The sequence below is a fragment of the Clostridium gelidum genome (assembly GCF_019977655.1).
In the GTDB taxonomy this organism is placed as follows: domain Bacteria; phylum Bacillota; class Clostridia; order Clostridiales; family Clostridiaceae; genus Clostridium; species Clostridium gelidum.
Genome location: NZ_AP024849.1, coordinates 2,922,367 through 2,946,748, shown reverse-complemented (window position 1 = coordinate 2,946,748; position 24,382 = coordinate 2,922,367). Strand labels below are relative to the sequence as shown.

The following is a 24,382-nucleotide window of genomic DNA, read 5'->3' as shown; positions in this document are numbered from 1 at the left end:
CAAAAAAACCGCAAATTCAATCTCTTGAATAGTGCGATATTTTAAACTATTATTTATTTCCTTATCCAATTCATTTCTCCACATCCCATTACCATAAATATTATAATGATACAGGAAATTTTATAAGTTTATTTACTAATTTAATAGCTATAAAATCTAACATGGAAATAATTACAAAGTATCAAAGTATTAGTGTTAATTTGCATTTGGTTCTGACTTATATTTTGATACTCTATTAGCTCTAAATTTTTCTATCATAATAGGTCATCAGATTTTTTCCTCTAAATTAATATGATTTTCATTTTTCTTTACATTTACTTTAAATGAAGTTCTCAATACTTGAATGCCTATAACTGCAAAAAATAAACTAAAGATTTTACGTAACATATCTTCATTAAGTATATTAGCAATAGATGCTCCAAAAAAGCTTCCTAAAATACCACCAATAGCTAAATATATCCCAACTTTATAATTTATCAAACCATTTTTATGATGTTTTGCTGCACCTACAAAGGCTGTTGGAATAATAGCTGCCAATGCTGCAGCTTGGGCCACATGTTGAGAAACATGCAGCAATGATGTACAAAGAACAACCATAAGTGCACCGCCACCGATTCCTAATAACCCACTAAGAGTACCTGTAATTATACCTATCAATATTCCAAATATTATAATCATCATTAGAAACCAACTCCCATCTTTATTGCCATAATTATACATAATACACCTAGTAAGCGCTGTAATATAGTTGCATTAACATGTGGCATTAGAGATGCACCAATATATGCTCCTATTACACCTCCAACAGCAAGCACACAAGCTAAATAAATATTTAAATTACCATAACTGCTATAAACTGCAGCACTCATTACAGCAAGAGGCGCAATAGCTGCCAGTGACGTAGCATGTGCTTTATGTTGTGATACTCCTAAAAATGATATCATACAAGGAATCATGATAATTCCTCCGCCAATACCAATTAATCCAGCACCTATTCCACCAGCGATTCCAACTGATATAGCTTTAATTTCATATTTCATAATTATACATACATCCTTTCTAATTTAATCTTATATAAAACTGAGAATTATAAATATTTTCTCAAAAGACTATTAAACATCTATAATTCTCAAGTATTATAAATATAAACGTTAGATTAGTAGTACGGTCTATGTCATAAAAAAGTCTTTTCTTCAGAAATATCTCCCACAAAAAATAGATCGTCTCCATCCTTTTTTTTAATATACTTTAGACTTTCCTCACCTGCTTTTTTATCATTATCAATGAAAATAACTTTTTCACCACTTCTTGCAAATTCACGTGTCAAGCATCTTCCAATACCTAAAGCCCCACCAGTAATTACACAAACTTTATTTTTAAAATTCATACTTATCTTTAGCGAGAGAGTATATCACAAGTCTTAAACTCACACTAAAGTTCTCACCTACTTTATATATTGTTCACCATATTTATTCTTCAGAATATTACCATACATATTCTTCACCATATGCAGGAAAAATGATGGTTAAGCTATTATTATACTCTAGATTTCTTACATAGGTTGTAATATTTTAAGTTTTTCATAAGCTTTTTGAGTATAAGGTGTTGGAACTCCAACAGCCTTTCCCATACGGCATAACTCACCACAGAATAATTCAAGTTCAAATTTCTTTCCAGAAGCCACATCTTTATGCATAGAACTTATACTCTTCTTGGATAAGCTTTTCAGAGTATTAATTGAATTCTCATAAATATTTTTTGGAAGATTAATTCCCTTAGTCCTTCCAACCTCTTCACATTCTTTTGCAACATTGCAGAAAGTTTCAAACTTCATCCTATCTTCTAATATTCCTTTTACTTTAACATCATAATAAGAATCTGTTACATTAAATGCACAATTAAACACATAATTATTCCATGCAGCAACTTCTGCATCTTTTCTTACTTCACACATAATATTTGCTTTAGTTAGAACGTTATAAACCCTTTCTAAATATCTCCTTTGAATAGGACGATGTTTATTTGATGATATAACAATTTTGGTGTTTTTACTAGTATGTTTTATAACTCCCTTAGCTTCAATTTTAGAACTAATATACATTATGGCCTCCGTTACCTTACCGCGTCCTAAATAAGAATATAGTTTGCTTCCTCCATTTACTCCATTAATAATAGGAACAACTAATGTATGATCATCAACCATAGGTGAAATAGCTCTAGCTGCTGCTTTTAATGAATATCCTTTTACACACACAAATACAATATCCATAATTCCAGCTTCGTTTGCGTCTTCTGTTATAAGCGTTGGAAAGACCACAAAGTTTCCATTTGCTTCACTTTTTAAAGTAATTCCCTTATCCTTTATGATGTTTAATGTTTCACCTTTTCCTATAATATAAACATTTTCGTTGTGTCTGCAAAGCATTGCACTAATATATCCGCCAATAGCACCGATTCCCATTATTCCAATTTTCATAATATATCATTCCTTTCTTATTTATTTTTAAAACAGAATTAAACATTTAGATATTTTCTTTAACTTATATCTATTTTAACCTTCCTTAAGGTATAATGAAAATATATATTAGTTATGAATACTATAAGTAGGAGTTATATTATGAATATTGATTTAAACCTTTATAAAGTCTTTTTTACAGTTGCTAACTGCAAAAACATATCAAAAGCAGCTGAAGTTCTTTTTGTTTCACAGCCTGCTGTAAGTAAATCTATTAAAACCTTAGAAACTTCTCTTAATGTGAATCTTTTTTCAAGGAGTTCTAAAGGAGTAACTCTAACGCCAGAGGGAGAAATATTATATAATCATATAAAAAATGCCCTTGATGAATTTAGTTTAGGCGAAAATATTTTAGAAAAATTAAAAAATAAAGAAATGGGTAATATTAATTTAGGCGTAAGTACAACCATTGGTAAAAGTTACTTCTTACCTAAATTTCAAGAATTCATAAAAGAATATCCATATTTTAAAATTAAGATTATAAATAAGCCCACTTTAGATACAATAAAATTAGTACAGGAAGAAAAATTAGATTTAGGTATTATTGGAACAACTTCAAGGGAAGTTGATCTTGAATTTATTAAACTTTGTGAAATACAAGATATTTTAGTTGCTAGTAATAGCTATGTAAAAAGTTTAAATTCAAAATCTATAAACGATATATTTACACAAGGATCTTTCATGTTTTTAGAAAATCCTAATGCTACAAGGGAATTTATTGATAATTACTTTGCTAATCAAAATCTAAGTATTATTCCAGATATTGAAGCTAGTAATATGGATTTCTTAATTGAATGTGCTAAAATTGGCCTTGGAATTACTTCTGTTATAAAAGATTTTCTACATAATGAGTTAGAAAATGGAACTCTTGTAGAGCTTCCTTTAGAAGTTCCTATTCCTCCTAGATATATTGGTGTTATTTATAAAAATTCATCCAATCTATCTATTGCGGCGAAAACTCTTATAGATTTTTTAAGAAAGTAAATAACAATCTATACTTTCCTCGCACATAAAAAATGAGCCTTTGCATAACACAAAAACTCATCTTTAATAATATATATTTAGTTGTTACTTGAATTATTAACTCTTGGTACGTATCCTTTAATAATCAATGTTGACCAATCAGTATTTGAATTTTCAACCCACTCACAGTTAACATCAAGGAATTTAAGCCATGCATTAAGTCCATGACTTTTCTTAGATACATTTGGAGATTTTCTTCCGTGTATCTCTTTTATTTTTTCTAATAATTCCAATTGTTCTTCCTTACCTATTTCCTTATCTAATAATCCAGTTATAAGTTCTATGCAATCAGGATAAATTGCTGCATCACCTAAATATAACTCATCTGCATATACTTGTCTTTCCTTATTTAATTCATCACTAACTTCACTTATTTCATCTTTGTTTGATAAGTATTGTTTAACTCTTCTTAAAGCCTCAATATCATTATCTAATTTATTTATTGTTTTTTCTAAGCCTTCAAATCTCATTCATGTTTCTCACTTTACTAATTTATTTAATCATTAATTACTAGGCATACTTACAGTTATTTTTTTATGTGCCATTAATGAAGATTATTTTATTATAACACTATTGTTGCTATTATACATATATAAATGTGCAAAAATAAATAATTGAAAATATATTACATATTAACTCCTATTTATTTTCTCACGTATAACTATCAAATTCATATCTTACTTGTTAATCGAACAAACATTAACAAATTCTTTAAAAAGCGGTAATTGATCTTCTAATCCTTCTGGATGCCACTGCACACCATGCATAAAAAAACCACCTTCATATTCTATTGCTTCTGCAATACCATCTTCACTTTTAGCTGTAACCCTTAGATTTTCACCTAATTTTTTAATACATTGAACATGAAATGAATTTACTGAAATTTTTGATTTATTGGAAATCTTAGTAAGAAATGAATCTTTCTCCAAATAAACAACATGCTGTTTTTCTTCTATCTTTTTGTCTACACCTTCATGATCAATTTCCGTATCCATTTGAATATCAATATTTTGAAATAGACTTCCACCCTGCAAAACATTAATCAGTTGACTTCCTCTGCAAATTCCTAAAATCGGCACTTTCTTTTTCTTTGCTACAGAAAATAAGGCTCTCTCAAAGTTGTTACGCAATTCAGTTTCTATACTTAGCTTTTCCAGTGGCTCTTCACCGTACCATAATGAGTCTATATTTGCACCACCAGAAAAAATAATACCATCAAATGAATCCATTAAATGATTTAGCGTTTCAATTGTAAAGTCCTGTAATATTGGAATCTCCAATGGGATTCCTCCAGACTTTTCAATTTTATCTATATATTCATATCCAACTTGTGAATAGCTCCTAAATGACCCTTTCCTTATATAAGTTGTAATCCCGATAATAGGCTTCATATTAAAAATTCCTTTCCTTCAAATTAATCATAGAAATGACATGCTAGAAAATGTCCGCTACTAATTTCTCTAATAGCAGGAGCTTCATGTCTGCAACGTTCTTTTGCATATGAGCAACGGTTGTAGAACTTACAGCCTGTTTTGCTATCTTCAATAGCTATCTCTGACTCTTCCATGCTAGCTCTTTTCTTTCGTAATTTTGGATGACTTACGGGTATAGATTCTAGTAGCATTTTTGTATATGGATGCATTGGATTTTCAAACAATTCTTTTCTCTTTGCAAGTTCCACAATACTTCCTAAATACATTACTGCAATTCTATCACAGAAATACTTTACAACACCTAAATCATGAGATATAAATAAAAAAGTTAATGAATAGCTTTCTTTTAATTCATTTAGTAGATTTATAATCTGTGCTTGAATTGAAACATCTAAGGCTGCTACAGGCTCATCTGCAACTATAAATTTAGGCGAAACTGCTAAAGCTCGTGCAATTCCAATCCTTTGACGCTGACCACCACTAAATTCATGTGGGTAACGATTTGCAGCCTCTTTATCTATACCACAAATCTGTAGATATTCTTCTGCCATTTTAATCGCATCTTTCCCCTGTGCCAATTTATGTTTTTCAATTCCTTCTGCTACAATCTGCCCAATTTTCATTCTCTTATCCAAACTTGCAAAGGGATCTTGGAAAATAATTTGCATATCCTTTCGAAGCTTTGACATATCATTATTACCAATGGATTGCTTATTTTCAACATCAAATAAAGTATTATCTTCAAATACAACACTTCCACCATCAGCTTCTATTAATTTTAAAATACTTCTAGCTATTGTAGATTTACCACATCCAGATTCTCCTACTAAAGCAAAGCTTTCTCCTTTTTCAATGGAAAATGACACATCATTTACAGCATCTAAGACAACTTTTTCTTTACCAAAAAAAGTCTTTTCAAGTACATATTTTTTCTTAAGATGTTCTACCTTTAAAATCACATCACTCAAATTTTTTCGCCTCCTCATCATATAACCAACATGCCACTTTATGATTACCATTAATATTAAATAATGGTGGCTGCTCATTTACACATTTCACGCAGAACTTCTTTGAACATCTAGTACTAAAACGACATCCTATTGGCATATTAGAAAAAGATGGTACTATTCCTTGAATGCTTGGTAGCGGCTTCCCATTTTCACCTCTATGAGGTTGAGATTCTAATAAACCAATTGTATATGGATGCTTAGGATTATCAAATAATTCATAAACATCAGTTTGTTCCACTACCTTGCCTGCATACAATACCATAACGTCATCGCATACCTCTGCTACTACTGACAAATCATGAGTAATAAACAAAATTGATGTATTAACTTTCTTATTTAATTTTTTTAGTAAAAATAAAATTTGCGATTGAATAGTTACATCTAGAGCAGTTGTTGGTTCATCGGCAATTAAAATTTCTGGCTCACAGCTTAGAGCCATTGCAATCATTACACGTTGACGCATTCCTCCGCTCAAGCTATGTGGATAAACGTCATAAATTTTTTCTGGATTTGGAATATGTACAGTTTTAAGAAGCTCAATGACTTTATCCTTAAGTTCCCTTCCATGAAGGTGTTTATGTATTTTTAATGGCTCTCCGATTTGCCTTCCCACTTTAAAAAGTGGATTTAATGAGGTCATTGGTTCTTGGAAAATCATAGAAATTTCATTTCCACGAATATTTTCAAGTTTTCCTTCTGCAAATTTGCTTAAATCATCTCCATTAAATAAAATCTCTCCCTGTTCAATTTTACTTATTTTCTCTGGTAAAAGTTGCATAATAGATAAAGCTAATGTGCTTTTACCACAACCAGATTCTCCAATGACTCCTAATATTTTACCCTTTTCAAGATTAAAACTTACATCATCTACAGCAATTACTTTTCCGTTATCCCCAGTAAAACTAACTGATATATTATTAACACAGAGATTTTTCTCATTCATAATAGTTCTCCTCCTAAGACATATTGAAATATACATTACATGCTTGACTTGTTATTTTCTTTAATATGCCTAAATCTTCATTTTGGGATCAAGAGCATCTCGTAATCCATCTCCTACAAAATTAATTGATAAAACTGATAAAAATACCAATAATCCAGCTGGAATCCATAACCACCATTCAGATTGCAATACACGCATACTTTGGGCAGCCGATAATATATTTCCCCAACTTGGCTCTGGTTGTTTTACACCAAGTCCTAAAAAGCTTAATCCAGCTTCCATTAAAATTCCTTGCGCAACGCTTAATGTAGCATTTACAATAACTGGCGATAATATATTCGGTAGTAAATGCTTACGAATAATTTCAAAATTACTAAATCCCATAGCACGTGCAGCTTCAATAAATTCACTTTGCTTAAGAGATAAAATCTCAGCACGTACAATTCTAGCTACCCCTGTCCATTGTAGTAATCCAATAATTAAAATAACATTCCAAACGCTAGGCCCCATTAATGCTGAAATTGAAATTGCAATTACAAAGAACGGAAAACACATAACAGTATCAACAATACGCATAATCACATTGTCAATCCATTTTCCATAAAATCCACTAATACAGCCAAGGGTAACACCAATAACCAATTGTATAATAGTTGCACTAAGAGCAACTCCAAGTGAAACACGTCCGCCATATAAAAGTCTTGTAAATACATCTCTACCAAGTTCATCAGTTCCAAGAATATGATTTAAATTAGGACGGCTTTCTATGTTCATTAAATCTATTGAATCTCTTAAATAAGTTGTTAAGATAGGTGCAAATATAGCTGCCAAAATGAATAAAGTCAGAAGAATAAAACCAATCATAGCAAGCTTATTTTTTAGAAATCTATGTAAAATTGTATGTTTCAACTGTGTTTTCCCCCCTCTAATCAAATTCAACACGTTTATCTACAACAGCATAAAGTATGTCTGCTAGTAAATTAGTGAGTAAGCTTATTACTGCAACCATCATTACTATTCCCATAATAAGTGGATAATCACGACTCATAACAGCATTGTAATTTAATCTTCCAATTCCTGGCCATACAAAAATTGTTTCTGTAAGCAAGGCACCAGATAATAGTGAAGGTATCTGCATAGTTACTACCGTAATTAAAGGTAATAATTCATTTTTTAAGGCATGTTGATAAATAATACTTCTTTTCTTAACTCCTTTTGATCGTGCTGTACGTATGTAATCAGTTTTTAAGACTTCAATCATATCAGAACGAGTATAACGCATTAAACTAGCTGTATTCATTAGTGCAAGAACTACCATTGGTAATAACATATGCTTTGCAATATCAAATGCATATGCAAAGCCACTTAAAGTAACACCTGTACTTACCATTCCTGAAATCGGAAGCCATCCTAAATCTACAGAAAATACTTTAATCAAAAGCATTCCGAAGAAAAAAGATGGAATTGATAATCCCATAAAAGCAAAAATTGTAACAATGTAGTCAGTTTTAGTACGTTGTTTTGTAGCACTTATTACACCACATGGAATTGCTATTACAATACTAATTATCAAAGAACATAACGATAAAATCACTGTATTCCCTAAACGACTGTAAATAACACTTAGAACAGGTTGCTTGAATTGAATTGAATATCCAAGGTTTCCTTGTAATACGCGTAATAACCACTTTAAGTATTGAATTATAATTGGATCATTATACCCTAGTTCCTCCAACATTTTTCCTTGCATTTCTTTTGTAAGATTAGGATCCATCATAGAAGAAAAAGGGTCTCCAGGCTGCAAATTCACAAGCATAAATACAATAATTGAAATTCCGATTAATACCGGAATAGTTTGTATTAAACGCTTAAAAACATATTTTTTCAAGAGCTCTCAGTCCTTCCTATAAAAAATTGTATCGATTAAAGCTTTTACTTTAACCGATACTCTTTATTTCTATTTTGAAATTGTCCAGTTTTGAATATCAGGGAATACAGAATATGCCGAATATTTGTATCCTTGTAATTTTGGATTATGTGCATGAATAGCATTTTGTGAATACAAGAACACATATGGTGCTTCTTCATTTAGTATTTGTCCCCATTTAGCATAAATTTCTTTACGATCATTACGGTCAATTGTAGTTGCACCTTTTTCAATTAATTCATCACTTTGAGTATTAATAAAGTTTGAGAAATTAAATTGTGAACCATTTGCAATTTTTGAAGACCAATAACGATCAGCATCTCCTGGATCTACTTCTAATGTAAATCCGAGTACTCCCATATCATAATCTCCTTCGCCCTTAGTCTTTGCCATAGCAGATGCAACATCCATTGTACTTATATTAACTGTAATACCTACATCTTTTAAATTTTGTTGAATAATTGGAGCACTTTGTTCACGAACTTTATTTCCTGTTGGCACCATTAAATCTACCACAAATTTCTTACCATCTTTTTCAAGAACTCCATTATTGTCATTCCATCCTGCTTCTTTTAATAATTGTTTTGCCTTATCAGCGCTGTAATCATAACTATTAAGTCCTGATTGTGGATAAGCCCATCCTGCTAGTGATATTGGTGTATTTACAACTTGTCCATGATCAGTTAACAAACTATCGACAATTCCTTTTCTGTTTATAGCATAAGTTATTGCTTGACGAACTTTTTTATCTTTAAAGAATTCACGGTTACTGTTCATAGTCATAAATTGATAATTTGCACTTGGTTTTTCTTCAATTATTATGCCTGCATCTTTCAATGTCTTAAAATCTTCTGCCTTAGTACTTGTAAGTTCTACTACATCAAGATCTCCTTTAGCTAATTCAGAAAGTTCTGTTTCTGTATTAGTAACTTTGAAAATAAACTTATCAATTTTTGGTGTTCCACCAAAGTAAGTATCATTTTTTACTAATTCAACATATTGATCTGCTTTAAAGTCTGTAAGTTTAAAAGGACCTGTTCCTATTGGCTTATTAAGCAAATCACTTTGCTTGTCCCACTCAGCAATACTTACTTTACTCCAAATATGTTTTGGAATAATACCACGTTGTGAAAAGTTTGATAATGCTGGTGCATACACTTTAGTGTAAGTAAAACTTATTGTATTTTTATCAATAACTTTTATTCCACTAATAGAATCAGCCTTACCATCATGATAATCTTGAGCTCCAACTATTTTTGAAATTTCATTAAATCTTGATCCTGTATACTTTGGATCAGCAATGCTAGTAAATGTAAATGCAACATCATCTGCTGTAAATTCTTCTCCATCATGCCACTTAATATCTTTTCTTAAATTAAATGTCAAAGTAAGATTATCATCTGAAAATGTGTATTTTTCTGCAAGTCCTGGCTTATAGTCATTGTTTTCATCTAATAGAACCAATGGTGAGTATACTAAGCTATTTACATTATTATCATATGTTGTATTTGATAATAATGGACTAAATAATCCTTTTGGTGAAGATGGTACTGAATACCTAAGCACGGCTCCCTCACTTGATGATTGATTCGTTGCAGTAGTTGGTATTTCTGCAGTTGTAGATCCGCAACCAGTTAATAGTGACAATGATAATAATGAAATAAGTATTCCCGCTAATATTTTATTTTTTCTATAAAGCATAATTATCCCCCTTTTTGTAATTTTATTGATTAATATAAAAGTTCTGCTATCAAATATGATTGTAGAAACAAACTAAATCACTGTATTTTCCAAAGATTTTTTTCTTGTACAGGTTAATTTTAATAAATAATTTATTCCAATAATTTAATTCATAGTATTTCTATAAACTTAGTATAAAGTGTAAATATTAAAATGTCAATAAAACCCTCTAAATATATTAAATCTCCATATTTTTAATAATTTGAAATACTAAAAAAGCACTCCATCATTCCTGTGAATAGGTTGTGCTTCTTCATATTTTCCATATTTTGTTTTGAAGTGAGAATCGAAAAGTGAATGCGAATCTGGTTTCATTTCTATTTGATTTCGTGAACTTTCATTCTGAGCACGTTATAGTTTTGATTTAATTCCATCATAAATATAAATTAAATATTCTACATTAACATCATTATCGACCAACTTATCAATTCTAACCTTTACCATTTCCATTGTATCTTTTGCCTGTTTTAAATCCTTATCTTTAATGCATGTATTTGCATAAGTCAATAAACAATCTATTTTCAAAACATCTTTTGCTAAATCTTCTCTATCTTCATTTACTAGCTTGACTAATAAAGAATATACTTTAGGAGTAGTCGTGTTCTTAGTTTCTTTTAGGATATCTGTATTTCTACTAGTTTTCTTCGCCATAAGTTTTAAACACCTCATTTCAATGACGATTATATCATAAAAATGAGATTTTTCAAAAGCCTAATTTATGAAAAATCCATCTTATAAAGATACTTAATGTGTTCTAAAAATTAACACTCCTCATATTCAAACCTATATTTTTACATTGTAAACTCATTTTATTTTTACAGTTGACAATATATTTTCCCATATGTATACTTAAAATGAAATAAAGGAGGGCTATACAATGAAATTAAATTTATCAATCAAAGAAATGACACAAATTGGAATGTGCGCTGCACTGATGGCTATTTTTTCTCAGCTTTCAATTCCACTTCCATTTACAGCAGTGCCTGTAACACTACAAATTTTTGGATTAATAGTACTAGCAGTTATAGTAGGTGCTAAAATTGGAACTCTTTCATTAATTGTATTTGTAATTCTTGGCGCTATTGGCTTGCCTGTTTTTGCAAATTTCAGTGGTGGATTTGGGGTGATTGTTGGACCAACAGGGGGATATATTATAGGATTTATTATTATGGCATTTTTAATTGGATATGCATCATCAAAGGGAAATAAAATATTCTTGTTTGTTGCAGCATATATTGGAGTAACAATTGATTTGATTATTGGAACACTTTACCTAAAAATAGTAACTGGAATGACAATGCAAGGTTCACTTATAGCTGGTTTGTATCCATTTATAATCAAAGATTTTATCACAGTCGCACTTGCAGTTTTTATAGGATTAAAAGTTAAAAAAAGTGTTGAACATATACTTACAAGAAATGTTATTGCTTAGACCTCATCATATAAATTGCATATTTTTTTATAGAGGCTTAGGTTATAGTGAAGATTTTATATTAGGAATGAATAACATGTTAACTTTGTTTAAAGAAAATCCTAATACTAAAATTAAACTTACTATAAAATGTGATAATTTATGCGTGAAGTGTCCCAATAAGCAATTAAGTGATGTCTGCATAACAGAAGAAAAGATTGCTAGACTAGATTATAATACTTTACAGATATATAATCTAAAAGAAAACAAAGAATACGCATTTAATGAAATAATAGATATTATTTATAAAAATTTTAATAAGGATACATTTCATAAAATATGTAGTACTTGTAATTGGTACAAGGACGGAGTTTGCAATGATAATATCATTAATGAACAATTAGAGAAATGGACTTTATAGATATTTCAATATAAAGATGACCTAATCAAGTATAAGCTCAATCTACCACATTAACTTATTGTATAGATTTGAGCTTATACTTGTCTAATAAATTATTATTTACATACTATTTGCAATATTTTCAATTGTGATATATTTATAGTTAACACTTAGAATTAAGGCGATAAAAACCTATCCAAGACTTGGAAATCCTTCGGCAATAGCTATATAGTATGATCATATATTTTTGAATTATATTAGTTCCTCCAAAACAATTCATCTTTAAGTACTTTATGCTAATAATATAAAATTCAATACTTTAATTTTTCATTCTTGGACCCTATAACTAGCACCTTATCTCCATCTTTTTGAAATTCATAATCTGTTTTTTCTATCTTCACATCATAGTTTTTATTATAATAATCTATAATAGGCTGAAGCACACTTGATTCCTTAGCATCTAGATCTATAATTGGGAAAATACGAACTTCTTTGCATATTCTAAGCATTTCATCTATTGATTTAATATGAAAATCTAGTCCCAGCTTAGGATATAGTAATAGAAAATGTGAACTTAACCCTATATCAAAATGATTGTCTGAAAAATTTGTTTTGTTAGGTAATTCATGAGGAATGTATCTCTTTTCTTCTTTTCCCTCTTCAAAATCTTTTATAAAATTAGACATCGCTCCCATTCTAATTTTTTCTAATTCATCTAAATCCTTTATATTTGTCCAAATAAAATTATCTTTATTTTCTTTAGTTTGTTTCATTACAATATCTTTTGTCTCTTCTATTCTATTAATTAATTGTTGCTTTGTAAATTGATAGATTGGATCAAACGATATTACATTATTTTTTAATTTTGTCATTTCTGCATTAAAGCTCGCAGGTCCATCTCCAAAACTTGCAATTGACTTTTTAAGATCTTCAGTGCTTAATGTAAACATTGTTTTATATTCCTCTAAAGTTCTCCCCCAAGGGACTACTTTTGATAATTCAAATGCCATATTAATTCCTCTCTTTTTGTGTTAATTTTTCATGTTCAGATAATTCAAAATTTGTAAATGAGTTGATTATTTCTCTATAAATATTTTCAACTAAATCTGGATTTACGCCATCTTCCTGTGCTAAATCCCTCACCTTATTTATAATTCTTTCAACTCTTTGCGGTGCTTTAACCTCATCTGTATTTTTCTTAAAATTAGCTGCTTGTACAACATAGGTGCTTCTGTCAGTAATTAACTTAACTATTTGTTTATCAATTCGATCTATGTTTTCTCTTACTTCCTCTAAACTTTCGCATTTCATAATAATTTGCTTCCTTTCATTGTATTTTCTAAATTGAACAATATAAAATAAAAAAGCATTTCATCCTAATTTAGGACGAAATGCTTTAATTTCGTTATACCACCTAATGTATATCTATCATTTTAACGGCTGATTTGCCATACATTCCTACTCTTAAGAATTTCAAAATGTCACCTCAAAGACCCATTCAATAATATCTACAGTATTCGAATCTCACCACTTTTCCGAACTCTCTTTGTACTAAGTTTTATTATCTACTCTTCTTATCACAGGCTTTAATTTATATATTCTCTATTTTATTATACATTAGTTTTTATATTATTTATTTTGATTTTCAAGATATGAAAGTATAGCATCCATATCTTTATCTCCTCTACCTGATAAATTTACAATTATTATTTTGTCTTTATCTAAGGTAGGTGCTAATTTTTTAGCATATGCAAGAGCATGAGACGATTCTATTGCAGGCACTATTCCCTCTGTTCTTGTCAAATCTAGGAATGCTTCTATTGCTTCTTCATCATTTATACATTCATAGCTAGCTCTCTTAATATCTGACAAATATGCATGTTCTGGTCCAACTCCTGGATAATCAAGTCCTGCTGAAATGGAATACGCTTCAGCAACATTTCCATCTTTATCTTGAAGCACATATGTCATCATTCCATGGATAACACCTTTTACGCCTTTTGTTATTGTAGCGGCAGTAAGATCAGTATCAACACCTTTTCCAGACGCTTCAACTCCAACAAGTTTTACTTCTTCATTTTCAAGAAAAGGAGTAAATATTCCAATTGCATTACTTCCACCTCCAACAGCTGCTAAAATATAATCCGGAAGTCTTCCCTCAAGTTTTAAAATTTGCTCTTTTGCTTCATCCCCAATTACTCTTTGGAAATCACGAACAATTGTTGGATATGGATGTGGTCCAACAGCAGACCCTAAAAGATAAAAAGTATCTTCTACATTGTTTGCCCAATATTCTATAGCTTCATTAACTGCATCATTTAAAGTTCTCATACCACTTAAAACTGGTACTACTTCAGCACCTAGAAGTTCCATTTTCTTAACATTCAAGGCTTGTCTCTTCATATCTTCTTCACCCATGAATATTTTGCATTCCATTCCAAACTTTGCAGCAACGGTAGCTGTTGCAACTCCATGTTGTCCTGCACCAGTTTCAGCTATAACCTTTTTCTTTCCCATTCTTTTAGCCAATAAAACTTGTCCAATTGCATTGTTAATTTTATGAGCACCTGTATGATTTAAATCTTCTCTTTTTAAATAAATCTTTGCTCCACCTAAGTTCTTTGTCATGTTTTCTGCATAATAAAGTGGGCTTGGTCTTCCAGTATAATAATTTAAATAATAGTTATATTCCTCTATAAACTTCTCATCATTTTTAGCCTTTTCATACTCATCTTCAAGTTCATTCAAAGCTTTTAATACGTGCTCAGGAACGTATTGTCCTCCAAATTCATTAAATCTACAACTCATAAATTTTCTCCTCTCATACTCTTATTAATTAAAGCCCTCTTTTAAATCTTTTACAAAGTTAATTACTGCTTCTTTCCCTTCAGCCATTCTCTTAACTATTGCACTTCCAACTATTACTCCATCACAATAGTCTTTAACTTCTCTTACAACTTCCTTTGAAGAAATTCCAAAACCAATACACATTGGAACATCTACAAGCTTTCTAACTTCTTCTAAATATTCATGAGTTCCACTATCTAAAGAGGTTCTTTCTCCTGTAGTTCCATTATTTGAAACACAATATACAAAACCTTTTGCATCTTTAGTTATAGCTGCTATTCTGTCTCTTGATGTTCTAGCTACAAGTGGAATTAAATAAATTCCACTTTCTTCGCATAGTTTACTCAGTTCTCCTCTTTCTTCAAGAGGAACATCTGGTACTATAAGTCCATCTACTCCATTTTTTGCCGCTTCTTTTAAGAATTTTTCTATTCCTTTGAAATATACAACGTTAAAATAAACCATAATTACAATAGGTACTTCTGAAGATTTTCTTACAAGCTCCACACATCTAAATACATCTTTAAGTTTTGTTCCATTATTAAGAGATTTAGTATATGCGTTTTGTATTACAGGGCCATCTGCAAGTGGATCACTAAATGGTACTCCAATTTCAACTACTGTTGATCCTTCTTTGTCTAGTGAAACTATCAAATCAGCAGTTTCTTCAATAGTGAAATCTGCTCCACATGTTACGAAAGGTATAAATGCCTTCCCCTTATTTTCTTTTACTTTGTTAAATGATACATCTATTCTATTCATTATTTATCACCTAGATATGCAAGCACAGCATCCATATCTTTATCTCCTCTCCCTGAAAGATTTATAATCATAATTTTATCACTACTTAATGTTGGTGCTAATTTTTTAGCATAAGCTATAGCATGTGATGATTCAAGTGCTGGTATTATCCCTTCAATTTTTGTTAAATACATGAATCCATCTACAGCTTCTTCATCTGTTATACTTACATACGTAGCTTGATTTGTTTCGCAAAGATAAGCATGTTCTGGTCCAACTCCTGGATAATCAAGACCTGCTGATATTGAATAAGCTTCACTTATTCCTCCTTGATCATCTTGAAGAACATAACTTAACATTCCATGTAAGATTCCTTTTTCTCTTAGTGCCATAGTAGCTGCATGTTCTCCAGTCTCAATACCTTTACCAGCTGCTTCAACTCCTATAAGCTTAACTTCTTCATCATTTATAAATGGATAGAATATTCCTATGGCATTACTTCCACCACCAACTGGAGCTAAAATATAATCAGGAAGTTTTCCTTCAAGCTCTACAATTTGTTTTCTTGCTTCATCACCTATGACTCTTTGGAAATTTCTAACCATAATTGGATATGGATGTGGACCCGCAGCTGTTCCTAAAACGTAAAATGTATCTTCTACATTTGCAGCCCAATATCTTATTGCTTCAGTCACAGCATCATTTAAAGTTCTAGCTCCATTTAAAACTGGAACCACCTCTGTACCTAAAAGTTCCATTTTCTTTACATTCATAGCTTGTCTTCTTATGTCTTCTTCACCCATGAACACCTTACATTCCATTCCAAATTTTGCTGCAACTGTAGCTGTTGCAACACCATGTTGTCCTGCACCTGTTTCTGCTATAACTTTCTTTTTGCCCATTCTCTTAGCTAAAAGCACTTGCCCAAGCGCATTATTAATCTTATGAGCTCCTGTATGATTTAAATCTTCTCTCTTTAAATAAATTTTTGCTCCACCTAAATCGCGAGTCATATTTTCAGCATAATAAAGGGGACTTGGTCTTCCAGTATAGTATTTTAAATTATACATATACTCCTCTATAAATTCCTTGTCATCTATTACCTTTTCATATGCGCCTTCAAGTTCTATCAAAGCATTCATTACAGTTTCAGGAACATATTGTCCCCCAAAATCATTAAATTTACCATTCATTATTTTTCCCAACCTTTCTTATTTAATTGTTCTAACTTTTTCAATTAAACTCTTCATTTTCTCAAAAGACTTTGTTCTATTTCCATCTCCATCTATGATTTCAACCCCAGATGAAACATCAACACCACTCGGATTTGCCTTAGCTATTCTCTCTATAACATTTTCAGCACTTATTCCCCCAGCTAAAAAGAAGTTACTTTGTTTAAAAATACAATCATTTACATATCCTGTTTCATAATCTTCACCAAAGTATTCATTTATATTTTCTAAAGAAAATGCTTCTCCACTGCCTGGATTATCACCATCTATTAGAAAATTATCTATTAAATAATCCCCCTGTTTTTCATTACCTACTGACTGCTTATTGCGTGCAATATATTTTTTCATACTTTTAATATCCTTTATAGATATTGCTTTCCATATTTTTATGGATTTATTCATGTTTTTCTTTAATAAATTTATAAAGTCTTCATCTTCTTTTCCATGAAGTTGAATAACATCTAAATCCACATTTCCTAAAACATCTAAAATTTCATCTATTGAATTATCCTTAAATACCCCAACTTTTTTTATGTTTTCATCTAAATTTGAGCATAATTCCTTTGCTTTTTCCCCAGTTACTTGCCTTTTGCTCTTTGCAAATACAAATCCTATGTATTCTGGTTTTAAAATATTTAAATATTCTATTTCCTTTTTATTAGTTATTCCACATATTTTAACTTGAATCATATTAAATCCTCACATATGCAAATATTTTTGAATGATATATATATTAGTTATTTGTTTCTAAATTCCTTATATTTAGATTTAAAATCTGAATTATCTATATTTCTCATAAATAATTCTCCAATTAAAGCCCCATCTACTCCAAATTCTTCTATCATCTTTAAATCTTCAATACTCATAATGCCACTTTCTGCTATAATTACCTTGTCTTTTGGTATGCTTTTAATTAGCTCTTTAGTAGTATCTAATGCTACATCAAAAGTTTTTAAATTTCTATTATTTATTCCTATAATCTCACAATCATATTTAAGCGCCAAGTCTAGTTCTTCTTTATTATGAACTTCAACTAAAGTCTCTAAATTAAATCTTTTTGCTTCATGATAAAATTCTCCCAAATTATCACCTAAAACACTTACAATAAGTAATATTGCATCAGCACCTAAAATCTTAGCTTCATAAATTTGATAGTAGTCTATTATAAAATCTTTTCTAAGAATTGGAGTATGTGAAATCCTTCTTATTTCTTTAAGATATTCGTCACATCCTAAGAAGAAATCTTCTTCAGTTAAAATTGAAAATACATCAACCCCAAGGTAATTATAATAATTCAATATTTCTTTTACATTAAACTCTTCTACAATTACACCTTTTGAAGGGGAAGCCTTTTTAAATTCAGCAATTACAGATAACCCTTCTTTCGTTAATGCAGTTTTAAAAGGATTTTTATAATTGGATTCTGCTTCAACCTTAACTTTTTGAAGCGCTTGTTTTTCTAATTCTTTAATAGGAATTTCTTTTTTTCTTTTGTCTACTCTAATTTTTTTCTTTGCTATAATATCATCTAAGATCAAAATACATTACCCCCTAGTTACTTTACGACTTATTTTAAGCTTGCAAGTTCTTCATATTTTTTGTAAGCAACCCCTGAATCAACAAGCTCAATAGCTTTTTTTATTCCTTCCTCTAAAGAGTCAGCAAGTTTTGCAACATAAAGCGCAGCTCCACTGTTTATTATTACTATATCCCTTGGTGCTCCCTTTTCCCCTTTTAATACACTTAATATTATTTCTGAATTTTCTTTTGCTTCTCCGCCTTTTAAATCTTCTAAAGTTGCCTTCTTAAATCCAAGTTTTTCTGAATCTAATTTATAAGTTATAATTTTTCCATCTTTAACTTCACATACATTAGTAGTTGTTGTTGTTGTAATTTCATCTAAGCCATCATCACCGTATACAACCATAGCTCTTTCTATTCCAAGGTTTAATAAAACTTCTCCAGCAATTTCAATTAATGATCCATCATATACTCCCATAAGTTGTCCTGTAAGTGGCGCTGGATTTGAAAGAGGTCCTATTAAATTAAATATAGTTCTTGTTCCAAGTTCTTTTCTTTCCTTTGCTACATTTTTCATTGCTCCATTGTATTTCGGTGCAAATAAAAATGCCATTCCATTTTCTTCAATTATCTTTTTGCTTTGACTTTCATCAAAATCAATTTTTATCCCAAGCTCTGTAAGTACATCTGCACTTCCACTTTTACTAGATACTGCACGATTACCATGCTTTGCAACCTTTGCACCTCCACTTGCTGCAATTATTGCAACTGCTGTAGAAATATTAAACGTCTTTGATCCATCTCCACCAGTTCCACAAGTATCTATAAGATGTGCATTGTCTTCTATTTTAACTGGAATTAAATTATCTCTAAGTGCTTTAACTGCACCTAAAATTTGCGCTGGAGTTTCTCCATTTATTCTAAGACCGATTAAAAACCCACCAATTTGAGAAGATGTTGCTTCTCCTCTCATAATTTGATTTATTACAGCTCTTACTTCATCTTCAGTTAATACTTCCTTTGAAGATAATTTTTTAATTGCCTTATCAATTGTCATTTTAAATCCCCCTCAAAATCACTTTATTATTTGCTTATTTACTGCTTATTATTAATGATATTTCATTTTATTTTTACAACGTACTAATATATAAGAGTATTTTTACTACCTTGCAAATTAATCGTTTAATTTATCTTCACAAATATTGATTACAAAATTTCCAATCATATGCTTGCCCTTTGGAGTATATATTGATTCGGGATGAAATTGAAGTCCAAATACATTGTATTCCTTATGCTTAATTGCCATAATGTCATTACTTTCTACAGTAAAAGCTAAAACTTCAAGACAATTAGGAAGAGAACTATTTTCAACTATTAATGAATGGTATCTCATAACATCTAATTTTCTTGGGATTCCTTCAAATATATCTTTTCCTTTAACTTGAATTTTTGAAGTTTTACCATGAAAAATTTCATTTGCGCGTATTACATTGCCACCATAGGCAGCTGCAATACTTTGATGTCCAAGGCATATTCCAAGTATTGGGATTTTATTCCCTAATTTTTTAATTACTTCTATTGAAATCCCTGCATCTTCTGGAACTCCAGGTCCTGGTGAAATAACTATTCCCTTTGGATTTAATTCGCTTAATTCTTCTATAGTTATTTCATCATTTCTAAAAACTTTAGTTTCTGCAAATTCACTTAAATATTGATATAAATTAAATGTAAATGAATCGTAATTATCTATTAAAGCTATCATCTTAAAGCCTCCTTTAAAACTTTTAATTTGTTTTGAACTTCTTCAAATTCTGTTTCTGCTACTGAATCATAAACAATTCCAGCTCCTGCTTGAAGGTAAGCAGTTTTACCCTGTAATATAATAGTCCTTAGTGCAATTGCCACATCCATGTCTCCGCCATATGAAAAATATCCAACTGCGCCTGAATAAATTCCTCTTTTATAATCTTCAAGATCTTCTATAATTTCCATTGCTCTTATTTTAGGAGCACCTGATACAGTTCCTGCTGGAAGGCATGCAGCTATTGCATCAAAACCATCGCAAGTCTCTTTTATATCTCCAACAACTTTTGTTGTTATATGCATTACATGTGAAAATTTTTCAATTTTCATAAACTCACTAACATTTACGCTGCCAATTTTACTTATCTTACCTATATCATTTCTTCCAAGGTCCACAAGCATAACATGTTCTGCTAGTTCTTTTTTATCTTCCATAAGTTCTTTTTCAAGTGCATTATCTATTTCAGGAGTTTCTCCTCTTGGTTTTGTACCAGCTATTGGATTTGTCATAACTTTACCCTCTTTAACTGACACAAGACTTTCTGGTGATGATCCTATAATTTGATAAGCATCATAATCAATTAAAAACATATAAGGTGAAGGATTTCCTTCTCTAAGTCTTCTATAAATTTCAAAATAGGATTTTTCAGTTTCGCAAGTCATCCTTTGAGATAATACAACTTGAAAAATATCTCCTGCTAAAATATGTTCTTTTGCTCGTTTTACTTTTTCAATATAATCTTCTTTAGAAGTATGAAATTTAAAATTGATGTCTTTCTTTTCCTCACATTTTTCAGTTACTGTTGGCTTATATAAGAGACTATTTATATATTTCTCTTGTGATTTAATTATTTCATCATAATCTCGTTTGTCATTTTTTAAAATATTATCTACAATATAAACCTTATGAGTAAAGTGATCATAGCAAATGTATCTATCATAAAAATTAAATCTTATTATAGGAACATTTAATTCATCTTTATTTTTAAAATTAAGCTTCTTTTCATACAATTGTATAGAGTCATAACCCATATATCCAATTGCTCCACCTTTAAATGAAAAATAATTAGTGTTTTTATCAAACTTTATTCTAATTTCTTTCTTAATTTCATTAATTTCCTCTTGCGTATCACCAGAAACTTCTTTATAAGGATTTTCTCCCAGAAATGAATATCTTCCAAAATAATTTTCCTTACTTCCACTTTCAAATATAAATTTTCTATTTCCCTTAAACCCATCAAAAATTTTTATAGGAGTAATTTCATCACCTCTAAATTCGCTTATTAAAGAAAATACAGTCTCAGAATTCTTCTTTTCATTAAAACTCTCTTTTGATATATTAGTCATAATCTTTCCCCCTTAAGTGATAAGTGAGCATCCAAATCTATGATTTGGTTCCTCGAACTTAGTTAAGTCGTTAATACGACTTAACTTCCTTTTATTTTGTTAGGAATGAAATTTTTTATATAAAAAGAGCCACTTCGTCCCCAAATTTTGGGACGAAGTGACTCGTTATGCCACCCAAATTTTAATACAATCTACGTGATATTTTGTAATCATAATTTTACATTTTAATTAAGATTTAATTTGGCAATTTTTAATGATAAATATTTTTCTTACAAAATCCAAAAAATATTATTATAAAAATAACTTGCCCAAATACATATTTCCTTAATCAAAAATAATAAAAATATAAACAAAAAACACTTCATCCTTACAAGGACGAAATGTTATAATTTCGTTATACCACCTAATGTATATACTTTATCAGATACTAATAATAAAATTTAAAAGCTAATTAATCTTTAATATTATTTATTTTCTACAAATACAAATTAAATTAGATTTATAATTCTCATATTTTATATCCTGTCATTTTAACGGCTGACTTCCCGTACATTCCTACTCAAAATTTCAAAATGTCACCTCAAAGACCCATTCAATAATATCTACAGTATTCGAATCTCACCAAGCTCTCGAACTCTCTTTACACTAAGCTTTATTATTTACTATTCTTATCACAGGTTTTAGCTTTATATTCATTATATGCATCTTTTATATATTTTGCCAATTCATAATATCCCAAAATTCATGTGTTTTCAGCGTTTATATTTAAAATGCTAGTTATTACTACTATTATCTAAATATTTAAAATAAATATAAAATATATTTATTTCCATTAGCCTTTATAATAGTTTTCAATGTAACAAATAAATCACATTGAAATTAAATGTGATCTATTTTTGAATTATCTTCTATTAAAATGCTAACGATAAATTCAAGAGATCTTCTAATTCTCGTTTATTATTATCAAATGAGTCTAAATTACTTGATATCCCAAAAACATATGCTTTATTATTATTAAAGATAAACACCATATAATTTTTTAAAGTTTGAGAATTTTGTGTATACACATACTCTGCGCAGAAAGCCTTTTTCCCATTATAATTTTTTTCACTGACTTGAACATCTGATTGTTTACTTGATAATCCAGCTTTCACGCCACTCATAAAAATGCTTTCCGAACATCCAGCAGGTAAATCCTTAGTTGAATAAATAAACGCTGATTTATTATTCATATTATAACTCAAATCAATTCCAGCTACTTTCATATCCAACTTTGTCCAATTAGCTGGAACTTTAATTGGTATACCTACACTTGAAGTAGCAACTGCTGTTCCATTAGATTCAATATAGTATCCATCCACTATAGTATTATGAGCCATATAACCATTAGAATCAAAGTAATACCAACTGTTATCAATTAATTTCCACCCAATTGAATAACTAGTTCCTTGTGAATACGACCAGCCAACATTATTGCTTCTCCATTCGGCACTTGCTCCTATTGGTAACGTAGTTAATAAAGTTGCCCCTATAATAGTTAAAGTTATAAATTTTTTTAATAATTTACTTTTCATTATTTCCCCCTCAATTTCCATTATGTAAAAATTATACCATTATATCTATATTTAACAAGATATTTATTTTATTGTTTTTATAATTATCGTTATACTCACTAGAACTTGTTTCACTATCTGCAAGCAATCTAAAAGCTAGCCTTATTTGAATATATGGACTAATTCAACAAAAAAATAGCATATGATTTATTACAAAAGCTAATTAAAATCATGAAGGATATTGATAAATCTTTAGATAAAAAATCAAAATTACATAATGCTAAAGTTCTGCAAACATTAGATAGTAAAATCCATACTCTAGAAACAGAAATCCATGAAATTAGAAACAAATTGAAAGACATTAAGATAAAATAATACAAGCCTACAATTATTGTAGGCTTGTATTTTAATCTTTTAATGCAAATTCAAAAAAAATAATAAGTCAGTATACTAGTCCATTCCAAGTATTATGCCTAAATAGATTATATATAATACATATCTTCTTTATTTTTATTCTTATAATCATTAGCTAAATCTTCCAATGTTATCGAATTAAAAAATGAACTTATCTTATTATTTATAACATTCCATAAGTTTTCACTTATAAAATTTTCGATAGCATTTTCATCTTTTTCTATATCAATTAAAAGTAAATCTCCTTCTAAAACACTTAAAATGTCTCCAATTGTAAATTCTCTAGCACTCTTAGCTAAAAAATATCCTCCTTGAGCTCCTTTTTTAGCATTTATTATCCCACCTTTTCTAAGTGAAGAAAATATTTGTTCTAGATATCTTTCTGATATTCCTTGTCTTTCTGAGATACTTTTTACTGTAACCATTTCTGCTGATGCATATAAACATATATCTATTAATGCTCTTAATCCATATCTACCTTTTGTTGAAATTTTCATAAAATCACCACACCTTAGCCTTTCT

28 protein-coding genes are annotated in these 24,382 nt (G+C 29.8%); 4 read left to right on the top strand and 24 right to left on the bottom strand.

All coding sequences use genetic code 11. The features are described 5' to 3' along the window. Positions 1-267: 267 nt before the first annotated feature. From psyc5s11_RS13205 to psyc5s11_RS13190, 4 genes are all read right to left on the bottom strand, one after another. Entirely contained in the window at positions 268-681 is a 414-nt protein-coding gene (locus psyc5s11_RS13205) for a sulfite exporter TauE/SafE family protein (protein WP_224038027.1), read from the bottom strand. Beyond that, positions 681-1,040 (bottom strand): sulfite exporter TauE/SafE family protein, encoded by a 360-nt coding sequence (locus tag psyc5s11_RS13200; RefSeq protein ID WP_224038026.1) that lies wholly within the window; start codon positions 1,038-1,040, stop codon positions 681-683. Before psyc5s11_RS13200 ends, psyc5s11_RS13205 begins: the two co-directional genes overlap by 1 nt. A gap of 134 nt (positions 1,041-1,174) precedes the next feature. Further along, positions 1,175-1,387, bottom strand: coding sequence for an SDR family NAD(P)-dependent oxidoreductase (locus psyc5s11_RS13195; protein WP_224038025.1), 213 nt, complete (start codon positions 1,385-1,387; stop codon positions 1,175-1,177). Between the two features lie 165 nt (positions 1,388-1,552). After that, complete coding sequence (locus psyc5s11_RS13190; protein ID WP_224038024.1) at positions 1,553-2,476, bottom strand: ketopantoate reductase family protein; 924 nt, start codon at positions 2,474-2,476, stop codon at positions 1,553-1,555. A 141-nt stretch (positions 2,477-2,617) separates the two neighbouring features. Between psyc5s11_RS13190 and psyc5s11_RS13185 the strand changes: the two genes are divergently transcribed. Further along, positions 2,618-3,499, top strand: a complete 882-nt coding sequence (locus psyc5s11_RS13185) for a LysR family transcriptional regulator (RefSeq protein ID WP_224038023.1) — start codon at positions 2,618-2,620, stop codon at positions 3,497-3,499. A gap of 77 nt (positions 3,500-3,576) precedes the next feature. Here the strand turns inward: psyc5s11_RS13185 and psyc5s11_RS13180 are convergent, their stop codons facing one another. The 8 genes from psyc5s11_RS13180 to psyc5s11_RS13145 form a co-directional block, all read right to left on the bottom strand. Further along, positions 3,577-4,008: a hypothetical protein gene (locus psyc5s11_RS13180; protein WP_224038022.1), complete on the bottom strand. Its 432-nt coding sequence runs from the start codon at positions 4,006-4,008 to the stop codon at positions 3,577-3,579. A gap of 207 nt (positions 4,009-4,215) precedes the next feature. Then, complete coding sequence (locus psyc5s11_RS13175; RefSeq protein WP_224038021.1) at positions 4,216-4,929, bottom strand: gamma-glutamyl-gamma-aminobutyrate hydrolase family protein; 714 nt, start codon at positions 4,927-4,929, stop codon at positions 4,216-4,218. Positions 4,930-4,952: 23 nt separating this feature from the next. After that, complete coding sequence (locus psyc5s11_RS13170; RefSeq protein ID WP_224038020.1) at positions 4,953-5,939, bottom strand: ABC transporter ATP-binding protein; 987 nt, start codon at positions 5,937-5,939, stop codon at positions 4,953-4,955. Beyond that, positions 5,932-6,924 (bottom strand): ABC transporter ATP-binding protein, encoded by a 993-nt coding sequence (locus tag psyc5s11_RS13165; RefSeq protein ID WP_224038019.1) that lies wholly within the window; start codon positions 6,922-6,924, stop codon positions 5,932-5,934. The genes psyc5s11_RS13170 and psyc5s11_RS13165 overlap by 8 nt, the downstream gene beginning before the upstream one ends. Positions 6,925-6,993: 69 nt before the next feature. Then, the gene (opp4C, locus tag psyc5s11_RS13160) at positions 6,994-7,833 is read right to left on the bottom strand and encodes an oligopeptide ABC transporter permease (protein WP_224038018.1); all 840 of its coding nucleotides are present in this window, start codon (positions 7,831-7,833) and stop codon (positions 6,994-6,996) included. Between the two features lie 16 nt (positions 7,834-7,849). Continuing rightward, the gene (locus psyc5s11_RS13155; protein WP_224038017.1) at positions 7,850-8,812 is read right to left on the bottom strand and encodes an ABC transporter permease; all 963 of its coding nucleotides are present in this window, start codon (positions 8,810-8,812) and stop codon (positions 7,850-7,852) included. 69 nt (positions 8,813-8,881) lie between these two features. Next, entirely contained in the window at positions 8,882-10,552 is a 1,671-nt protein-coding gene (locus psyc5s11_RS13150; protein ID WP_224038016.1) for a peptide-binding protein, read from the bottom strand. Positions 10,553-10,942: 390 nt separating this feature from the next. Beyond that, positions 10,943-11,242, bottom strand: a complete 300-nt coding sequence (locus tag psyc5s11_RS13145) for a hypothetical protein (RefSeq protein WP_224038015.1) — start codon at positions 11,240-11,242, stop codon at positions 10,943-10,945. A gap of 226 nt (positions 11,243-11,468) precedes the next feature. Here psyc5s11_RS13145 and psyc5s11_RS13140 point away from each other — a divergent pair, with 226 nt between their 5' ends. Next, positions 11,469-12,023 (top strand): biotin transporter BioY, encoded by a 555-nt coding sequence (locus psyc5s11_RS13140; RefSeq protein WP_224038014.1) that lies wholly within the window; start codon positions 11,469-11,471, stop codon positions 12,021-12,023. Next, the gene (locus psyc5s11_RS13135; protein ID WP_224038013.1) at positions 12,010-12,423 is read left to right on the top strand and encodes a DUF1284 domain-containing protein; all 414 of its coding nucleotides are present in this window, start codon (positions 12,010-12,012) and stop codon (positions 12,421-12,423) included. Before psyc5s11_RS13140 ends, psyc5s11_RS13135 begins: the two co-directional genes overlap by 14 nt. A gap of 290 nt (positions 12,424-12,713) precedes the next feature. On the opposite strand, the gene psyc5s11_RS13130 is transcribed toward psyc5s11_RS13135, so the two are convergent. The 11 genes from psyc5s11_RS13130 to psyc5s11_RS13080 form a co-directional block, all read right to left on the bottom strand. Continuing rightward, complete coding sequence (locus psyc5s11_RS13130) at positions 12,714-13,412, bottom strand: SAM-dependent methyltransferase (RefSeq protein ID WP_224038012.1); 699 nt, start codon at positions 13,410-13,412, stop codon at positions 12,714-12,716. Position 13,413: 1 nt separating this feature from the next. Next, on the bottom strand, positions 13,414-13,713 hold the full coding sequence (locus psyc5s11_RS13125; RefSeq protein WP_224038011.1) for a chorismate mutase: 300 nt from the start codon (positions 13,711-13,713) through the stop codon (positions 13,414-13,416). 318 nt (positions 13,714-14,031) lie between these two features. Further along, a complete protein-coding gene (gene trpB, locus psyc5s11_RS13120) occupies positions 14,032-15,210 on the bottom strand; it encodes a tryptophan synthase subunit beta (protein WP_224038010.1) in 1,179 nt (392 codons plus the stop codon). 24 nt (positions 15,211-15,234) lie between these two features. Then, entirely contained in the window at positions 15,235-16,011 is a 777-nt protein-coding gene (gene trpA, locus psyc5s11_RS13115; protein WP_224038009.1) for a tryptophan synthase subunit alpha, read from the bottom strand. After that, on the bottom strand, positions 16,011-17,183 hold the full coding sequence (gene trpB, locus psyc5s11_RS13110) for a tryptophan synthase subunit beta (protein ID WP_224038008.1): 1,173 nt from the start codon (positions 17,181-17,183) through the stop codon (positions 16,011-16,013). Before trpB (psyc5s11_RS13110) ends, trpA begins: the two co-directional genes overlap by 1 nt. A gap of 18 nt (positions 17,184-17,201) precedes the next feature. Then, positions 17,202-17,912 (bottom strand): phosphoribosylanthranilate isomerase, encoded by a 711-nt coding sequence (locus psyc5s11_RS13105; RefSeq protein ID WP_224038007.1) that lies wholly within the window; start codon positions 17,910-17,912, stop codon positions 17,202-17,204. A gap of 47 nt (positions 17,913-17,959) precedes the next feature. After that, entirely contained in the window at positions 17,960-18,760 is an 801-nt protein-coding gene (gene trpC / locus psyc5s11_RS13100; RefSeq protein ID WP_224038006.1) for an indole-3-glycerol phosphate synthase TrpC, read from the bottom strand. A 29-nt stretch (positions 18,761-18,789) separates the two neighbouring features. Continuing rightward, complete coding sequence (gene trpD, locus psyc5s11_RS13095) at positions 18,790-19,800, bottom strand: anthranilate phosphoribosyltransferase (protein WP_224038005.1); 1,011 nt, start codon at positions 19,798-19,800, stop codon at positions 18,790-18,792. Between the two features lie 117 nt (positions 19,801-19,917). Further along, positions 19,918-20,505, bottom strand: a complete 588-nt coding sequence (locus psyc5s11_RS13090; RefSeq protein ID WP_224038004.1) for an anthranilate synthase component II — start codon at positions 20,503-20,505, stop codon at positions 19,918-19,920. Beyond that, entirely contained in the window at positions 20,502-21,893 is a 1,392-nt protein-coding gene (gene trpE, locus psyc5s11_RS13085; RefSeq protein WP_224038003.1) for an anthranilate synthase component I, read from the bottom strand. Before trpE ends, psyc5s11_RS13090 begins: the two co-directional genes overlap by 4 nt. Before the next feature lie 911 nt (positions 21,894-22,804). Beyond that, a complete protein-coding gene (locus psyc5s11_RS13080) occupies positions 22,805-23,467 on the bottom strand; it encodes a hypothetical protein (protein WP_224038002.1) in 663 nt (220 codons plus the stop codon). 210 nt (positions 23,468-23,677) lie between these two features. Here psyc5s11_RS13080 and psyc5s11_RS13075 point away from each other — a divergent pair, with 210 nt between their 5' ends. After that, positions 23,678-23,821, top strand: coding sequence for a hypothetical protein (locus tag psyc5s11_RS13075; protein WP_224038001.1), 144 nt, complete (start codon positions 23,678-23,680; stop codon positions 23,819-23,821). 107 nt (positions 23,822-23,928) lie between these two features. Here the strand turns inward: psyc5s11_RS13075 and psyc5s11_RS13070 are convergent, their stop codons facing one another. Beyond that, entirely contained in the window at positions 23,929-24,357 is a 429-nt protein-coding gene (locus psyc5s11_RS13070) for an RrF2 family transcriptional regulator (RefSeq protein WP_224038000.1), read from the bottom strand. Between the last annotated feature and the right edge of the window lie 25 nt (positions 24,358-24,382).

Coding starts and splice junctions, on each gene's coding strand:
- psyc5s11_RS13205 (WP_224038027.1), bottom strand. CDS start 681: ATGATGATTATAATATTTGGAATATTGATAGGTATAATTACAGGTACT.
- psyc5s11_RS13200 (WP_224038026.1), bottom strand. CDS start 1,040: ATGAAATATGAAATTAAAGCTATATCAGTTGGAATCGCTGGTGGAATA.
- psyc5s11_RS13195 (WP_224038025.1), bottom strand. CDS start 1,387: ATGAATTTTAAAAATAAAGTTTGTGTAATTACTGGTGGGGCTTTAGGT.
- psyc5s11_RS13190 (WP_224038024.1), bottom strand. CDS start 2,476: ATGAAAATTGGAATAATGGGAATCGGTGCTATTGGCGGATATATTAGT.
- psyc5s11_RS13185 (WP_224038023.1), top strand. CDS start 2,618: ATGAATATTGATTTAAACCTTTATAAAGTCTTTTTTACAGTTGCTAAC.
- psyc5s11_RS13180 (WP_224038022.1), bottom strand. CDS start 4,008: ATGAGATTTGAAGGCTTAGAAAAAACAATAAATAAATTAGATAATGAT.
- psyc5s11_RS13175 (WP_224038021.1), bottom strand. CDS start 4,929: ATGAAGCCTATTATCGGGATTACAACTTATATAAGGAAAGGGTCATTT.
- psyc5s11_RS13165 (WP_224038019.1), bottom strand. CDS start 6,924: ATGAATGAGAAAAATCTCTGTGTTAATAATATATCAGTTAGTTTTACT.
- psyc5s11_RS13150 (WP_224038016.1), bottom strand. CDS start 10,552: ATGCTTTATAGAAAAAATAAAATATTAGCGGGAATACTTATTTCATTA.
- psyc5s11_RS13145 (WP_224038015.1), bottom strand. CDS start 11,242: ATGGCGAAGAAAACTAGTAGAAATACAGATATCCTAAAAGAAACTAAG.
- psyc5s11_RS13140 (WP_224038014.1), top strand. CDS start 11,469: ATGAAATTAAATTTATCAATCAAAGAAATGACACAAATTGGAATGTGC.
- psyc5s11_RS13135 (WP_224038013.1), top strand. CDS start 12,010: ATGTTATTGCTTAGACCTCATCATATAAATTGCATATTTTTTTATAGA.
- psyc5s11_RS13130 (WP_224038012.1), bottom strand. CDS start 13,412: ATGGCATTTGAATTATCAAAAGTAGTCCCTTGGGGGAGAACTTTAGAG.
- psyc5s11_RS13125 (WP_224038011.1), bottom strand. CDS start 13,713: ATGAAATGCGAAAGTTTAGAGGAAGTAAGAGAAAACATAGATCGAATT.
- trpB (WP_224038010.1), bottom strand. CDS start 15,210: ATGAGTTGTAGATTTAATGAATTTGGAGGACAATACGTTCCTGAGCAC.
- trpA (WP_224038009.1), bottom strand. CDS start 16,011: ATGAATAGAATAGATGTATCATTTAACAAAGTAAAAGAAAATAAGGGG.
- trpB (WP_224038008.1), bottom strand. CDS start 17,183: ATGAATGGTAAATTTAATGATTTTGGGGGACAATATGTTCCTGAAACT.
- psyc5s11_RS13105 (WP_224038007.1), bottom strand. CDS start 17,912: ATGATTCAAGTTAAAATATGTGGAATAACTAATAAAAAGGAAATAGAA.
- trpD (WP_224038005.1), bottom strand. CDS start 19,800: ATGACAATTGATAAGGCAATTAAAAAATTATCTTCAAAGGAAGTATTA.
- psyc5s11_RS13090 (WP_224038004.1), bottom strand. CDS start 20,505: ATGATAGCTTTAATAGATAATTACGATTCATTTACATTTAATTTATAT.
- trpE (WP_224038003.1), bottom strand. CDS start 21,893: ATGACTAATATATCAAAAGAGAGTTTTAATGAAAAGAAGAATTCTGAG.
- psyc5s11_RS13080 (WP_224038002.1), bottom strand. CDS start 23,467: ATGAAAAGTAAATTATTAAAAAAATTTATAACTTTAACTATTATAGGG.
- psyc5s11_RS13075 (WP_224038001.1), top strand. CDS start 23,678: ATGAAGGATATTGATAAATCTTTAGATAAAAAATCAAAATTACATAAT.
- psyc5s11_RS13070 (WP_224038000.1), bottom strand. CDS start 24,357: ATGAAAATTTCAACAAAAGGTAGATATGGATTAAGAGCATTAATAGAT.